We start from the raw sequence: 16,252 nt of genomic DNA, 5'->3' as shown, positions 1-16,252 counted from the left end.
ATCTGGTTATTTATGTTCATCAATCACCGCAGGCGTACCATCTAAGGAAAACAGAATTTTCCAACCGGCAACGGACGCCCCCAGTCTACCATTTTCTTTAATCAATATTGCCTTATCGGATGTTATTTCCGGAGAACCGGCATCGTCGACAAACAACACATGCAAGAAATAATCTTTCATCTGCTTAGTTGCAGGTGATACTTCTAATCGCCAAGCACCCGTTTGTATCTGGGGCTTTGGCCAGCAATTCTTATTCAATGGATAATTGACACCATTCACCCAGGCTTCTTTACCTTCTCCTCCTATCAGTTCCAACCGGGCATTTTCAGGATAAAGGGTAAAACTTGTCAATCTCCCCCCTCCGTTTTCTGCAACCAGACGATTTCCGGTTATTTCCGGTTTATGGACCGTATGGAGCAAGAAACGTTTTTCAAATTCCTCTCTGGTACTTTCCACACGGTCGAAAACTATAATTAAGGGACGAGATGTCGTATTTTCCCGCAGGTAAATGATCTCACGCTGTGCAAGACTGACCCTATCGGTATCATAAGCTTTGGTTGCATTCCCTACAGCATAAGTATATTTATCTGTCTCCCGGCACAATGTGATGCCATCCAAATGGGCATGTCCGCCGGGCAGGATATCCGTCAGCTTAGTCGGTTCTTCTTCCCTGTAAGGCTGACCGCCGTCATTGGATACCGAACGACCGTATACCTTATATTCTTGCTCAGGATCAAATACAATGATCCCGTTATGGGCAATTGTACGGGTAAAATAATTACACCAATGCGTACTCCCGTATCCGCCGTTCTCACACCCTTCGTCATACATTCCCGAATCAATCGCCAGGGGTGACTTATAGTGGATCGTGAAAGTATTTTCATCCCGGTGATGATGATTCGCCGAATAAAAAGGGACAGAACGGAACTGAAGCAAAGTTGTCTCTTCATCCCAGCGGTCCCGTGCCATAACAATTCCAGCATTTCCAAAATCCCGGCTCAAAGGCAATGGCGTTGCTTTATCATCCGGTGCAACCGGCCTGACACCCTTATCAGCATACAAGATTCGGGCGAACGGGTCTTTAGTCGGTTTAGCCAGCCACGCTGCATACGGATTTTTATAAATTCCGGCAGAAATATACAGTAATTCCTGTTCATCCTGCAAGTCGGTATCAACCGAATAGGCGTCACCCGTATTCGCAAACAAACCATCCCCCTGCCGTCCGTATATCCAGAAAAGAGGTATTTCTGCCTGCCAGGGAAAATACACACATTCATTTGTTGCACTAGACATGACACTGTGCGTTCTTCCCGACAAATAAGGAGCACTGTAATTCCATCCCATATGATAGCCGCCTTTTTTTGTGATCCATCCTTGCACAGGAAAATATCCCCGAACCCAATGTTCACGTATCTCCAGTAATTTCCCTCTTAATTCCGGTTTATCCGTAACCAAGGCCAGCAATCCGGTCAGCAAAGAGAAATTACCCCAACGTGAATGTCCGCCAACATAATCCGCATAAGCCGAAAAATGCCAGTTCGTATCCAGATGTTCCAGTATTGCTTTTTCAATAGCCCGTTTCTCCCGGACAGTCAGAAAATGATACAACCAGTCATAGGCTACTGCCAGCGACATCAATCGCCCGCGGTATTCATCGTCATTTCCGACAGGACCGTCGTCCACCATCACCCGTACCCATTCTTTTACCCACCGGATATAGTTTTCATCTTCCGTCACCACAGCTACAAATGCCATATTACGTCCGATATCCCAATGCTTGAGGTATCTTCCCCGCCCCAGCACCTCCGGAGAGAATTGTAAGGTTTGTTCTTTCAGATAAGACAACAATTCATTCCATTCCTGCCTGAAGTCACTACGAACACGTTCACGGATAACCGGTAAATCCGTATCGCGAAAATATAGCCTGGGATGTCCCGGATAAACTTTCACCAGGGAAGTATCCGAATGGATAATTACCGACGGTATTTCTTTCTGCCCGATCGTATACCCCCATTGCCCAAACGTATCCGTAAAAGGGAAAACGGAAAGTAATCCTATCATCCCCTTTATTCCGGTTCTTATATATTGATGCATTTTATTCTTCATCTCTTATCCGAATTTAGAATTACTGGGCCCGGCTAGCCTTCTGTTTGAATCTGAACTGCCGGATAAAATAATCAAGTCCTGTAATATGGCTGGAAGGGAACCAGCAAAGCAGGAACAAAGCTGCCATTTCGATCAGATTCTTATTTACGATCCAATAACTTCCCTCTACATGAGCATTTACGCCCAGACTTGCAAACGGGGGATAAGCCAGATAATAGAATAACAGTAGTACGATCCCGAAAATCTTACAATATCTGGAACATATTCCCAGGAACAATCCCAGTCCCAACAGAACCAGCCCCCATTCATTCATTAAATCCACACAGCGCTGTACGATTTCTGACCCGGTCATGCTTCTGAACAAAGGAGCGAACGGACCTGTCGTGTTTTGTAAATAAGCTTTAGCTGTCCAACCCGGAGTATAAAATTTGATCAATCCTTCATATAAAAAATGCCAGCCGATCAATACACGTAACAACGTAAGAGCCCATAGTTGGCCTGTTGAATATTTTATTTCTTTTCCCATGATATACCGATTGATAATTAGTTTATTCGATTATAACTTTCTCATTTACCTTATCCCAATGAACTGGTCGCCGGTGTTCATAAGCCAGGTTTGCCAGATTGAAAGTGACCGCCTCTTCGAACCCGACATCAATACCACAACTGGTAGTTCCGAATCCGCGAATAGCATCGATCCATTCTTTCAGATGCAGGAAGGTGGCATCGATAACTTTCCCATCGATATAAGTCGGACCATAACCGCTTTTCAGGTAAGTCTTAGCCGTTGCCGAAGATATTGCATCCACATCGGCACAAGGTTCGTAATAATACATAGGATCGTCTGAACTGATAGCATGCTCTTTGTATCGTTCCGAGTAAGTATCTTTATACATCATAATCGCATTATCTATATCCATTGTCACTTCCGAACCTAAAATATGGGATTGACGATAAATACCACTCTTCAGTGTACTGTCATATGTCATGGTAAGCCCCCTTTCCGGATAGGTAAAAATAGCGCTGAACAGATCCGGCATATCGCCATGTCCTTTATAATAATACTGCCCGCCTAATGCTACAACCGTATCCGGTATACCCAGTTCCAACACTTGGTTGACGCAATCATATTTATGGGTAAAGTCATTCCCTGTCACTCCGGTACCATATTCACTGTACCGTTGCCAGTTAAAATATCGCTTCGGATCAAACTCAACCCAGGGAGCTTTTCCCAGAAACTCCTTCCAGTTAATTGTATCCGGGCTACCCAAATGGTCAAACTCTCTTGTTCGTATCCAGGCACCATTCCGATCGTTTTTATTTGTATAGGTCTGTACCATTGAAACAACGCCCAAAGCCCCTTTCTTATATAACTCGTTAGCTATCTTAAAGCTCATCTGCTGACGGTTCTCATGCCCCAACTGGAAAATTACACCAGTCGATTTTATAGCTTCCCTTAACTCCAACGCTTCCTCGACAGTATGGGTCATCGGTTTTTCCAGATATACATGCTTTCCTGCTTTTGCTGCATCTATAGCGATCCGGGCATGTGTATGATCAGGAGTTGCAATGATTACTGCATCTATTTCGTCACTGGCTATCATTTCCCGGTAAGTAGGAAATATCCTGGCCGGTTTATGTTCCCTTTTATCACCTCCCCTGCGTACTTTATTCAACGAAATTTCATATCCTCTTTTCGCATGGGCATCAAACGTATCACATACACCGGCGAAATCGACATATAGGTCCTCCTCATCCAGTAAATCCTGAAGTCTTTTGGTATATTTTCCGTTTACTGTATTATCTTCTACATATTTCGAAGAAACAAACCCCAAAGAGTTCAACAACTGATCACCACGCCAGCCATTACCGATCACACCGAACCGGACAACATTATTATTATTTCCCGTAGGAGGCCTTAATTTATCTTCCGGAGCAGACAAATGGTCTATTTTCAAAGTAGAGAGATAATCGTTCTGTATCCTTTCCAGTTCTGTTGTTATATTTCCTTTCGCACCGACTGCAAAATAGCCTAAAAAGGGAACTGCAGCCATACCTTTCAAAAAATCTCTTCGATTAGTTTTCATGGTTTCATTCTGTTTTCAAAATTAAATAATCATTATTATTGGCAGTCCATAACAATCCCGGATGAACTATGTTCCGGTCTCTTTCCTACGAGACCGGACACATAGCTCGCCTCAATATATCAGCGCATCACCCTAATGGATCAACTATAAATTTCAGTTAGTTTGCCAACCTGGATTCTGTTTCAGATTCGGATTTAATACGATTTGAGATTCTGGTATCGGATTCAGATAGTCCCGTTTCAGATCAAATCCATATCCGTTAGGAAGCGATCCCTTGAACGGATCGAGATATCCCTTTTCATCTACCGGATAAAAATCCGTAAACTGATTCGCTTTAGCTCCCTTCGGTCTTTTCCCTACAATCAGCTCTTCAGCAGCAGCCCAACGGGCAATATCATCCCACCGGAAACCTTCGGAAGCCAGTTCCACACGTCGTTCTCTTCTGATCTCATTGATCACGGGAGAAAGAGAGGGAAAATCCCATTCCGGATCAGAGGAGATATCGGAAATGATCAGATTCGGCATCCCTACCCGGTCGCGGAGTTTTTTTATAGATATGTCAATATCATTCTGCGTAAGTTCACCAAGTTCCGCCTTCGCCTCGGCATAGTTCAATAAGACCTCGGCATAACGGTAAACGACAGAGGGAGTCTCTTCATAGTTCAGACTATGATATTCCATCCTCGGATCATATCCTTTGCGCAATACATACCCGGAAGGAGCATTAAACTTAGTATTTGTATTGACCTGGTCATATACGTCTTTCCAAAAAGCCGTATTCGTTTCATTGATCATCCAGGGAGCATCCGGAGTAAATATAGTTTGTTTAAACCGAGGATCACGATCCTGCATTTCATCCATCAAAGTATTATCTCCTTTATAAAAAGGACTTACTTTGATCGGTTTTCCGTCTTTACAAAGATACGCGTCCGCCAGATCTTTCGTTACTGATTTATCGTTAGGATATTCCAACTGGTAATTCTTATTATTATTGATATTTAAAGCCGTCGAGAACTTTTTCCACAATAAGACTTCCGGATTGGACGAATAATCCCGTTGAGCGAACAAATCATTATAATCCTTATCCGGATTCCCCGTCGAATAGATATCGAATAATCCGGAGTTCATAACCTGGCTTGCTGCTTCTACCGCTTTTCTCAGGTACTTCTCCGGATTGGATTCCTGTGCCTTGAAATCGTCGTTTGCATGATATTTCTCCCAGGTTCCTTCATACAGGGCCACCCTGGATTGAACAGCCAACGCCATCCATTTATTAATACGCGACACACCGTCGGTTTTCAGATCGGACATCAGGATAGCTGCTGAATCGAGATCCTGGATAATACGATCGGCAACCTGATTGCGGGGTGTACGAGGTTCATATAATTCAGGGGAATCCGTATTCAGTGTCTTTGTTACGACCGGAACATCTCCGAATGTCTGCAATAACTGATAATAAATCAATGCCCGGAAAAAATAAGCCTCTCCCACATACTGTTTATAGCTATTGAAATCGCTTTCACATTTATGGTAATTATCGAAAAAATAATTCACAGATCTTACTTCCGAGAAATCCCAACGGACACGTCCTTCATAACCGACCGTACGGCTACCCATCAAACGGGGATCTATCAGGCTACCGATGATCATATTGTCACTATTGAAATCATCACCTCCTCCCCGGTACTTGGTACCTAATACCGGTCCATAATAAACAGGTAATAATGCATTCGTATAAAACTGGTTCACATAAATCTGCATATCCGACGGCTGTTTGAAAAAATCGGCGGAAGAGACCTCATCCAGCGGATGTTTTTCCAACAGATCATCATTACATGCCATAAAAGCCAACGCTACCAGCAATGAGAAAAATATAATTGTCAATTTATTCTGTTTCATAACTCTGTAGATTTAAAAGGTTAGATTAATCCCGAATGAATAGTTTCTCGATATCGGATAAATAGCCCCTGCATTTTCTTTATTTCCTCCTCCTAAAGTCGGATCGGAAGCGACTGTTGTCTCCGGTTCCAAAGAATCAGGCAATTTTGTTATTGTCAGCAAATTTTCTCCGGATACATAGATACGTATTCGCTGTAAAAACAGCTTTCTTGAAATATGTTTCGGGACCGTATAACCCAATTGAAGATTTTTCAGGCGCAAATAACTGGCATTAAGCACGTATCTCGACTGAGGCAGGCGATTCTTCTCCAGCTCATAAGTGAAATAAGGCTTCGGAAAATAAGCATTGGTATTAGGCCCCAATGCACTCTGTTCGTCAGCCGGACGCCAATAGTCCAAGGCCGGACTATTGCTGAACAAGGCAGATTCCGATCCGGGTGTTCCACCTATTACAACTCCGAAAAATCGGTTCAAACTGGCATTAGCCAGATAATCCCGTTTTCCAATTCCCTGCCAGAACATATTGAAATCAAAATTCTTCCATGTCAAACCGGCTGTAATACCGTAATTAAAACGGGGCGTATGGTTACCGATCACCTTCAGGTCCCCATGATCATCCAGTGTTCTTGCACCGTCATCCAGAATATTATTACCGTCCAGGTCTTTATATTTCATATCACCAGGTCCCCAGGTATTATAATATTTAGACTGGTCGGGCATAGCTTCGCCTTCCGATTGTATAATGCCGTCTGTGACAAATCCCCAGATCTCTCCCACCTTTTTACCTTCATACCAGTCATCGATACGTCCGCTGTCATTTTTGTATTTAAGGATTGTTGAACGGCTATCACCTAAACTGAAAGCGACATTGTAAGACAGGTCCGAAGTGATATGATCGCGCCAGCTTACAGTCAATTCAAAACCTTTGGTAGACAACTTGGCATTATTACTGTAGGGAATACTCGTTCCCAATACGGCTGGAACACTTTCCGCCGGCCCGAACATATCGTTGGTAACCCTGTTGTACCAGTCAAAGACTACTCCGAGACGGTTATTCAGAAAGTTCACATCTGCACCGAGATTCAACGTGGTCACAGTTTCCCAGGTCAAGTCGCTCGGAACAATGCCGGGAACCGTCGCATATATGGGCAACGAATTACCGATAATATGAGGCAAATCCCTATTTACAGGCACAGTGGAAAGATACAGATAGTTGGCTACATTCTGGTTTCCTAAAGAGCCGTATGAGCCACGCAGTTTCAGAGAATTCACATAAGGTTCCACCGGTTTCCAGAAATCTTCTTTCGATATATTATATCCGACTGAAACAGATGGAAAAAAGCCCCATCTCGAATTCTTCGCAAAACGGGAAGAACCATTGTAACGTGCACTGAATTCAAACAGATATTTTTCCTTGTAGTTATAATTAACACGTCCGAAATAACCTTCTGTCGCCCAATGAGTGATCTCATCCGATAAAGTCACATTACCCAATGCCGTATTGATCGAAGGAACCTCTTCCGTGATCAACTGCATCTTTGAACCGTACAGACCACGGAAATAACTTGTCTCTCTTTCATATCCGAGCAACACTTTGAAATTATGATCTTTCCATGTTTTCTCATACGAAGTGATTCCGTTAACAAGTGTATAATATGAATAAGCCAGTTGTTCTACAGAACCGCTTTCCGGAGCACCGATATTACCGATCGAACCGTTCGGATTCTGAACTTGTACAGGTTTGGGATTCTGTATATTGGAACTGCCTCCATAATTATAATTATATGAAATACTGGTCTTCCATCCCGTTACCGGTTCGATCTCACCACGCAGTGTTAGTCCAAGATCGTGATTTTCCTTGCGTTCACGTCCGTTACTCTGCAAAGCACGGACCAATGGGTTACTGATCGTACCATCTTCATTATACATAGGCATCAACGGCCCGAAAGACAAGAAAGAGCGTAAAATATATCCCTGAGATTGTCCTACAATACCTAACGGACGGTCTATCTCAGAACGGGAATATTTGGAACTGAAGTCAAATCTCAGCCATTTCTTGATTTCCGAAGTGACATTGGCCATCACGTTATAACGCTGATATTTATCATCGCCCCATTTATATAAACCACCCTGATCCAGATATCCGGCAGAAACATAGTATTGCGTTTTCTCTCCTCCACCTTCTATATTGATATTGTGCTTTTGCGAGAAAGCCGATTTCTTATAATACATCGAAGGCCAGTCGTAATTCGCATTACCTTCCCATCTTCCTCTCCAGATACTGGCAGGCGGACTGTCCAGGTTATACTCCGGCTTGTACGTTCCGGCCATATAATCTTTTACACGCTGTACCTGTGCATCCGGGTAGATAGGAGCCAATCCTGAGTTTGCCTGTATCTGGTTATAAGCTGTCACCCAGGTCAATGCATCCACGAAATGAGGAATATTCAACGGAGAAGCAAAAGACAGATTGTTATTATACTGTATATGCATTTCCTGATTCTTTTTTCCTTTCTTAGTCGTTACCAATATAACCCCGAAAGGAGCTCTTGAACCATATATCGCTGAAGCTGAAGCATCCTTCAGAACCGATATACTTTCAATTGACTCTGGATCGACCATATCGATATTCGTTTCCACACCGTCGACCAGAACCAACGGAGACTGATTCCCCGCCAGAGAACCAGTACCACGTATATTCCAGGTTCGTGCAGCACCGGGTTCGCCTCCCAGGCTATTCATACTGATATTCAGGTTAGGCGAAGCTCCCTGTATCAACTGGGACATGGTAGGAGCCGAACGGTTTGCCAACACTTCTTCGGTAATCACATCGACAGAGCCGGTTAAATTCACCTTTTTCTGTGTACCATAGCCGACAACTACTACTTCATCCAGACTTTTGGAATCTTCCTGCAGCATAATGTTTAACTGGTTGTTACCTTTTACAGGGATTTCCTGCGTAATATAACCGATATAAGAAACCAGTAAAACAGCATTATCCTGAACCGCCAATGCAAATTTTCCATCCAGATCGGTGACGGTGCCATTGGTAGTACCCTTTTCCACCACATTGGCTCCGATAACCGGTAGCTTATGCTCATCCAATACAAGTCCCGTTATATGTTTTTTTTCCACAACTGCTTGAGTGACCAGGACTTCTGGATCCTGTTTCCTTTTATAAAAAATGATCTGACGGTCTACAATTTTATAATCAGCGCCGGATCCTTTCAGTAAGTTATCCAGAATCTCATCGATAGAGCCGTGAGACTTTTCCACATGGACTTTTTTAGACAAGTCGATTACATTGTCATTATAAAAGAATATAAATTCGGTTTTTCCTTCGATTTCGCTGAATACTTCTTGCAGGGTTTTATTTCCTGAAGATAGATAGATTTCTGTAACCTGGGCATACGTTGCTTCATTCGCCCACCCATATGTTACAAACAGCAAGAGTAACAAAGTAATTCTCATAATATGAAGTACTTTCCGAAATTCTTTATAAGAATTCCGGGGATTTGTGATTAATTTCATACCTTTGTATATGTTTTTAGATTAAAAAATGTTTTTAGTAAAGCTTTTTTAATTAGAACCTAGCCGGAAAGTAGGACCAGTACTTTCCGGTTTTCTTTTTATGTCTCTTCTATCCCATGGTATTCCGTTTTTTATTGTTTAACACTAATCTTTATGACATCACCCTCTTTTTCATATACTATCGGCGCCGTGATAGATATGATCCGGAAAGTCTCCCTGATATCCGACTTGAAATCCAGTTTTCCGCTTACCGTCACTTTACTAACCTCGGCTGGATCAAAAGTCAGGACTACATTATAATATCGTTCTATTTTCTTCAGGACATCTGCCAGCGATTCATTACGAAAGATCAGGAAACCGTCTTTCCAACAGATATATTCATATATATCCGCATCCTCAACCTTAGTTGCAAACGTATTTTTCTCTAAAGTATACAGCTGATTAGGCTTCATGGTTGTCGCATTCTTTTTATTTGTGACTTTAACCGCTACAGAACCTGTAGCCAATGCAACAAACTGTTGTTTGTCATTTTTATAGGCAGATACATTAAAAGATGTCCCCAGCACATTCACTTCCATCATATCGGTTTTTACCACAAACGGATGTTTTTCATTACGCGCCACCTCCAGATATATTTCGCCTTCTACATATATCTCCCGTTTTTCGGAGGCAAAAACTGCCGGATAAACCAGTTTTGTCCCTGAATTAGCCCAGATACTGGAACCATCGCTCAATGTTACACGGGTCGTCTTCCCATGTGGGACGATCAGTTGGTTGTATTCCCAGGCTGACGATTCCGGCAGATCTATCTGTTTCTGATTCACACGCATATTCCCTTGTTCGTCATGGGATACCTGTACATCTTTGTCTTCAAACTCTATTTTATCCTTATCTCCCAAGATCACCATTACATTTTCCGAAGCTTCATCCGGCAATCGGGTATTGGAAAGAATACTGCCATAATCGACTTCTTCCAGAGAAGATGAATTTGTATATATATAATATGTAGCAGAAAACAATATGGCAACAACAGCAGCATAACGCAGGAACATGGAAAAGGAAACAGACACACGTCGCGGACGGTGAATGGCAGATTCTATTTTTGCCCATAATTCCGTTCGAGCCTCTGAAGAAAGCCCCTCATCAACTACCCTGATCTTCCGTTTCAATAATCGGAGATCTTCTTCCGAACATTTTTTATTTTCTTCTGAGTTATTCATCCTGCAATATGTCTGTTATGTATTCATTAGGGAAACGAAAATGGGTCGCGTTTTGTACTCACTCAAAAGAGAAAAAATAAGAAATAATTTAAGCCATCAGTTCAATGAGCTTAAAAACAACACTATAAGTGCATCTATATTCAGACAATTCCGAATTTTCTCCATAGCCCGGTGAACGATGTTACGGGCTGACTGATTATTTATACCCAGCAACTGGGATATTTCTTCATACGACATATCAGCCTGAAAACGTAAATAGATCGCTTCTTTCTGACGGTCGGACAACAGGCAGAGAACTTCTTCAAACCTGGCTTTTATATTTTCATCCGGTTCTTCTTCGTCCTCCTGGTTAAATGCAAATTGTACATGAAATGGCAATTCTTCCGGCGAAATATAGACCATCCGCTGGTTATGGCGGATCATATCGATCAATAAATTTTTCAATGAACTGAATAGGTAAAACAGCGGATTGGTTAAAGCCGGCAGTTGTTGCCGGTTCTCATACAATTTAATAAATAGTTCCTGGATACAATCTTTAACCAGTTCCTCATCACTGACGAACTTTGTTCCGTATCTGTACAATTTATCCGATGTCAACTCAAAGAGCGCAGAAAAAGCACTCTCCTCTCCATTCCGGAAAAGCTCCCAAAGTGTAGTTTCATTTTTGAGGTCTTGTGAGTTTCGGACCATATATAACAAATCTATTAATACGAACTATAAACACAGAATAATATTCTTATCTCATATCTCTAAGACAAAGATAAGAAAAGTATTGATAAATCCATTTTATATACAAAAAACTGCGCAGCCCCCTTTCGGAAACTGCGCAGTATCTATTGAATAAACTATACCGTATTATTCTTCTCCTATCAGGATTTCCAGGATCTGAACAGCAGCCTTAGCCACTGAAGTACCAGGACCGAAGATAGCAGCAACACCAGCTTTATACAGGAAGTCATAATCCTGTGCAGGAATTACACCACCGGCAATAACGATGATGTCCTCGCGGCCTAAATTCTTCAGTTCTTCAATTACCTGCGGGATCAATGTCTTGTGTCCGGCAGCCAGAGAAGAAACACCCATAACGTGAACATCGTTTTCAACAGCCTGACGGGCAGCTTCTGCCGGAGTCTGGAACAATGGTCCCATATCCACGTCGAAACCACAGTCTGCATAACCAGTTGCAACAACTTTAGCACCACGGTCGTGTCCGTCCTGACCCATCTTAGCGATCATGATACGAGGCTGACGACCTTCTTTCTTTGCAAACTTTTCTGTCAGCTCGCAAGCCTTGATAAAGTCTGCGTCTTTCTTTGTCTCTGATGAATACACGCCTGAAATAGTTCTGATGATTGCTTTATAACGCCCTACAACAACTTCGCAGGCATCCGAGATCTCTCCCAAGGATGCACGCAGGCCGGCAGCCTTAACAGCCAGTTCCAGCAAGTTGCCTTTCTTAGTTTTTACACATTCAGTGATATCGGCCAATGCCTGCTGAACAGCTGCCTCATCGCGGTTTTCACGCAATACCTTAAGTGCTGCTACCTGTTCGTTACGAACGGCTGTATTGTCGATTTCAAGGATATCGATCGGATCTTCTTTCGGCAGACGGTATTTGTTAACACCGACGATTGTCTGAACGCCAGAGTCGATACGAGCCTGAGTACGAGCTGCAGCTTCTTCGATACGCATCTTCGGAAGACCAGTTTCGATAGCTTTTGCCATACCGCCCATACTTTCGATTTCCTGGATCAAAGCCCAACCTTTGTGTACCAGTTCATTTGTCAAAGACTCTACATAATAGGAACCTGCCCACGGGTCGATTTCCTTACAGATCTTCGTTTCTTCCTGGATATAGATCTGGGTGTTACGAGCGATACGTGCAGAGAAGTCTGTCGGCAATGCGATAGCTTCGTCCAGCGCGTTGGTGTGCAGAGACTGTGTATGTCCCAGTGCAGCAGCCATAGCCTCGATACAAGTACGACCTACGTTGTTGAACGGATCTTGTTCCGTCAACGACCATCCTGAAGTCTGGCAGTGAGTACGCAATGCCAGCGATTTCGGGTTCTTGGCGCCAAAGCTCTTCACGATCTTCGCCCACAACATACGTGCAGCACGCATCTTGGCGATTTCCATAAAGTGGTTCACACCGATAGCCCAGAAGAATGACAGACGCGGAGCGAATGCATCCACATCGATACCTGCGTTCACACCGGCACGAAGATATTCCATACCGTCACACAGTGTATAAGCCATTTCAATATCTGCTGTAGCACCGGCCTCCTGCATATGATAACCGGAGATAGAGATAGAATTGAATTTCGGCATCTTTTGCGATGTATATTCGAAGATATCTGCAATGATCTTCATAGAGAATTCAGGCGGATAAATATAGGTATTACGCACCATGAACTCTTTCAGGATATCGTTCTGAATCGTACCGGCCATTTCTTCCAACTTAGCGCCCTGTTCCAGACCTGCATTGATGTAGAATGCCAATACCGGAAGAACACCACCGTTCATGGTCATGGAAACAGACATCTTGTTCAAAGGAATACCAGCGAACAGAACTTTCATGTTTTCCAGTGAACAGATGGAAACGCCTGCTTTACCTACGTCACCAACTACACGTTCGTTGTCGGCATCGTATCCGCGGTGTGTCGGAAGGTCGAATGCAACAGACAGACCTTTCTGACCGGAAGCCAGGTTACGACGATAGAATGCATTTGATTCTTCTGCTGTAGAGAAACCGGCATACTGACGGATCGTCCAGGGACGCATAGCGTACATACCGCTATACGGGCCACGCAGATAAGGAGGCAGACCGGAAGCATAGTGCAGATGCTCCATACCTTCCAGGTCATCTTTCGTATAAACAGGTTTCACCTCGATATGCTCAGGTGTTTTCCAATCGGCTTCAATGCCATTGGCTTTTGCCCATTCGGCAGCATTGGTAGCTGCAAAACCGGCATTCTTGATATCTATGTTTTTAAAATTTGGTCTCATAATTGTTTCTACTTAAGCGATTCCTAATTTTGCGTTGAAAGCCTTCAATGTTTCAAGCACATTGCTCTTTACATTGATAAATTGATCGATACCCTGAGCTTTCAGGTCTTCCATACATTCAGGAGCACCGGCTACAACGAACTCAGCACGTCCGGCCAATGCTTTGTAAGCAGCAGGAGCGAATTCTGCATATTCGTCATCACTAGAACAAAGAACAACGATCTGAGCACCAGCTTTCATGGCAGCATCCACACCGGCTTCTACTGTTTCGAAACCTAAGTTATCAATTACCTTGTATCCTGCACAAGCAAAGAAGTTACTTGAGAACTGTGAACGGGCAATACGCATAGACAGGTTACCGATAGTCAACATAAACACTTTCGGAGTTTTACCGCTATTTTCCGTAGCCAGACGCAATGCTTCAAATTCAGATGCACCACGAGAGAAATCAAGAGGAGTAACCGTTGATTCACCACAAGAGTGACCACCGCCACAACAGCAGGATGCTGTTTCTTTGATCTTACCGGCAGCTACTTCTGTGAAGTTCGGGAACTGGTTAGAACCCAGCAGGATTTCGCGACGGGTAGCAACCGCTTTCTTACGGGCTACGTTAGAAGCATTTACTGCATTCTGTATGTTACCGTTAGCCACTTCAGCACCGAAACCGCCTTTGTCTTCTACTTCCAGGAACAGTTTCCAGGCAACGTCAGCCAACGAGTTAGTCAGTACTTCTACATAATAAGAACCGGCAGAAGGATCGACCACCTTATCCAGGTGACATTCTTCTTTCAGTAACAATTGCTGGTTGCGTGCAATACGTTCTGAGAAATCATCCGGAGTTTGATAAGTCTTATCGAACGGACGAACAGTGATAGAATCGACACCGGCCAAAGCAGCAGACATCGCTTCAGTCTGAGAACGCAACAGGTTTACGTGAGCATCGTAAACAGTCATGTTCCATTCGGAAGTCTGAGCATGTGCATTCATCTTGCAAGCACAGTTACATGCAGGATTGTAAGCAGCAACGATCTCGGCCCACAACCAACGGGCAGCACGGAACTTTGCTATTTCCATGAAATAGTTAGAGCTGATACCCAGATTGAATTTGATCTTCTTGGCAACTTCGTCTGCACTGAAACCGGCTTCAGTCAGTTTAGCCATCAGTTCGTTACCCCAAGCCAATGAATAACCCAGTTCCTGAGTGATATAAGCACCGGCATTGTTGAAGTAGAAACCGTTTACGGCTAATACTTTATAACCAGGTAAAGCCTGTCCTGCTTTGAGCACAGCAGATGCAGCTTCCACCCAATTTCCATTTTCTTTACCTTTTACCAAAGGTTTCTTGAAAGGATCGTAGTTGACAGAACCGAAACATTTGTTCAGGTCTACGTCTTTTCCTTTCAGACAGTATTCCAGGATGCCGATCAACTTTTCAGCCTTGCAGTTGCAAGTGTTGAAGTTCAGTTCTACAGCTTCCGGACAGATACCATCCAGTAATGTTGCAATATTTTCGGCATTCACTTCATCACCTTTGATGATGAAACCGAGTGAAGTAATACCTTTGTTCAGAATGTCAAGCGCTTTTTCGTTGGCTTCTTTGAAACAAGTTACTTCGATGTTCTGGCGTACCTTCCAATCGTTATCCTTCTTTGTTCCGCGAACATAAGGGAATTCACCGGGAAGAGACTCGGTAGTCTTCAAACCTTCGATGTCTTCTGCACGATAGAAAGGATTTACATTAAATCCTTCGCCTGTCTTCCAAACAAGCTTTTTCTCAAACGGGGCACCTTTCAGGTCAGCCGTAATCTTCGCCATCCATTCTTCAGTAGAGACCGGAGCGAATTCTGAGAAAAGTTTTTCTTTTAGTTCTGCCATAATATTAGTTATTTTAATACTGGTATTAGTAATTGTTCAATAGTATATTGTTCAATAACAGGGGGCAAAGGTAGAATAAATAAACAGGAAGAACAATGAAAAATAAACGAAATTGCTTTTCCTTTTAACGCCTTTTAGTGGTATAAGGACGATTATTGTATCATTCTGACAGGGCATGATAAAATTCTTTTCATTTTTTCCGCATAAAGAGAACATCGAAAAGAAATAATCATTAATTTCGCAGCGTCAAACAATGAAAACTAAGACACGAAACGGTGCATTCGTCTAGTGGCCTAGGACGCCGCCCTCTCACGGCGGAAACTCGGGTTCGATCCCCGGACGCACTACTAAAAGCCTGCTGAATGACTTCGGCAGGCTTTTTTTCAAGGTATTCCGCAAACATTTATATTGCAAAGGATTTTTATTCCCATCGCAGTGGAACTTTTCCCCCACCGCAATGGGCATTATTCCCCACTGCAATGGGGCAAATTCCCCAAATATCCAAAAGAGATGGGGAATAATCAAACA

General features: G+C 43.2%; 9 protein-coding genes and 1 tRNA gene. 1 reads left to right on the top strand and 9 read right to left on the bottom strand.

Annotated elements, in window-relative coordinates:
* Window positions 1-6: 6 nt before the first annotated feature.
* The 9 genes from DWX23_RS14235 to mutA all read right to left on the bottom strand — a co-directional run bounded on the left by DWX23_RS14235 (window position 7) and on the right by mutA (window position 15,724).
* Window positions 7-2,106, bottom strand: a complete 2,100-nt coding sequence (locus DWX23_RS14235) for a heparinase II/III family protein (protein WP_122374973.1) — start codon at window positions 2,104-2,106, stop codon at window positions 7-9.
* A gap of 19 nt (window positions 2,107-2,125) precedes the next feature.
* Entirely contained in the window at window positions 2,126-2,632 is a 507-nt protein-coding gene (locus DWX23_RS14230) for a DoxX family membrane protein (protein ID WP_122374972.1), read from the bottom strand.
* Between the two features lie 22 nt (window positions 2,633-2,654).
* Window positions 2,655-4,193 (bottom strand): Gfo/Idh/MocA family protein, encoded by a 1,539-nt coding sequence (locus DWX23_RS14225; protein ID WP_122374971.1) that lies wholly within the window; start codon window positions 4,191-4,193, stop codon window positions 2,655-2,657.
* A 153-nt stretch (window positions 4,194-4,346) separates the two neighbouring features.
* Complete coding sequence (locus DWX23_RS14220) at window positions 4,347-6,092, bottom strand: RagB/SusD family nutrient uptake outer membrane protein (protein WP_122374970.1); 1,746 nt, start codon at window positions 6,090-6,092, stop codon at window positions 4,347-4,349.
* 12 nt (window positions 6,093-6,104) lie between these two features.
* The gene (locus tag DWX23_RS14215) at window positions 6,105-9,563 is read right to left on the bottom strand and encodes a TonB-dependent receptor (RefSeq protein WP_233587613.1); all 3,459 of its coding nucleotides are present in this window, start codon (window positions 9,561-9,563) and stop codon (window positions 6,105-6,107) included.
* A gap of 191 nt (window positions 9,564-9,754) precedes the next feature.
* On the bottom strand, window positions 9,755-10,843 hold the full coding sequence (locus tag DWX23_RS14210; protein WP_122374968.1) for a FecR family protein: 1,089 nt from the start codon (window positions 10,841-10,843) through the stop codon (window positions 9,755-9,757).
* 96 nt (window positions 10,844-10,939) lie between these two features.
* Window positions 10,940-11,533 (bottom strand): RNA polymerase sigma factor, encoded by a 594-nt coding sequence (locus tag DWX23_RS14205; RefSeq protein WP_122374967.1) that lies wholly within the window; start codon window positions 11,531-11,533, stop codon window positions 10,940-10,942.
* 165 nt (window positions 11,534-11,698) lie between these two features.
* Complete coding sequence (gene scpA, locus DWX23_RS14200; protein ID WP_122374966.1) at window positions 11,699-13,849, bottom strand: methylmalonyl-CoA mutase; 2,151 nt, start codon at window positions 13,847-13,849, stop codon at window positions 11,699-11,701.
* 12 nt (window positions 13,850-13,861) lie between these two features.
* Window positions 13,862-15,724, bottom strand: a complete 1,863-nt coding sequence (gene mutA / locus DWX23_RS14195) for a methylmalonyl-CoA mutase small subunit (RefSeq protein ID WP_122374965.1) — start codon at window positions 15,722-15,724, stop codon at window positions 13,862-13,864.
* A gap of 274 nt (window positions 15,725-15,998) precedes the next feature.
* Between mutA and DWX23_RS14190 the strand changes: the two genes are divergently transcribed.
* A tRNA-Glu gene (locus DWX23_RS14190) sits at window positions 15,999-16,071 on the top strand.
* Window positions 16,072-16,252: the final 181 nt, after the last annotated feature.

The organism is Parabacteroides sp. AF18-52, from assembly GCF_003479145.1.
Taxonomy (GTDB): Bacteria; Bacteroidota; Bacteroidia; order Bacteroidales; family Tannerellaceae; genus Parabacteroides; species Parabacteroides faecis.
This window is presented reverse-complemented; position numbering and strand designations above follow the sequence as displayed.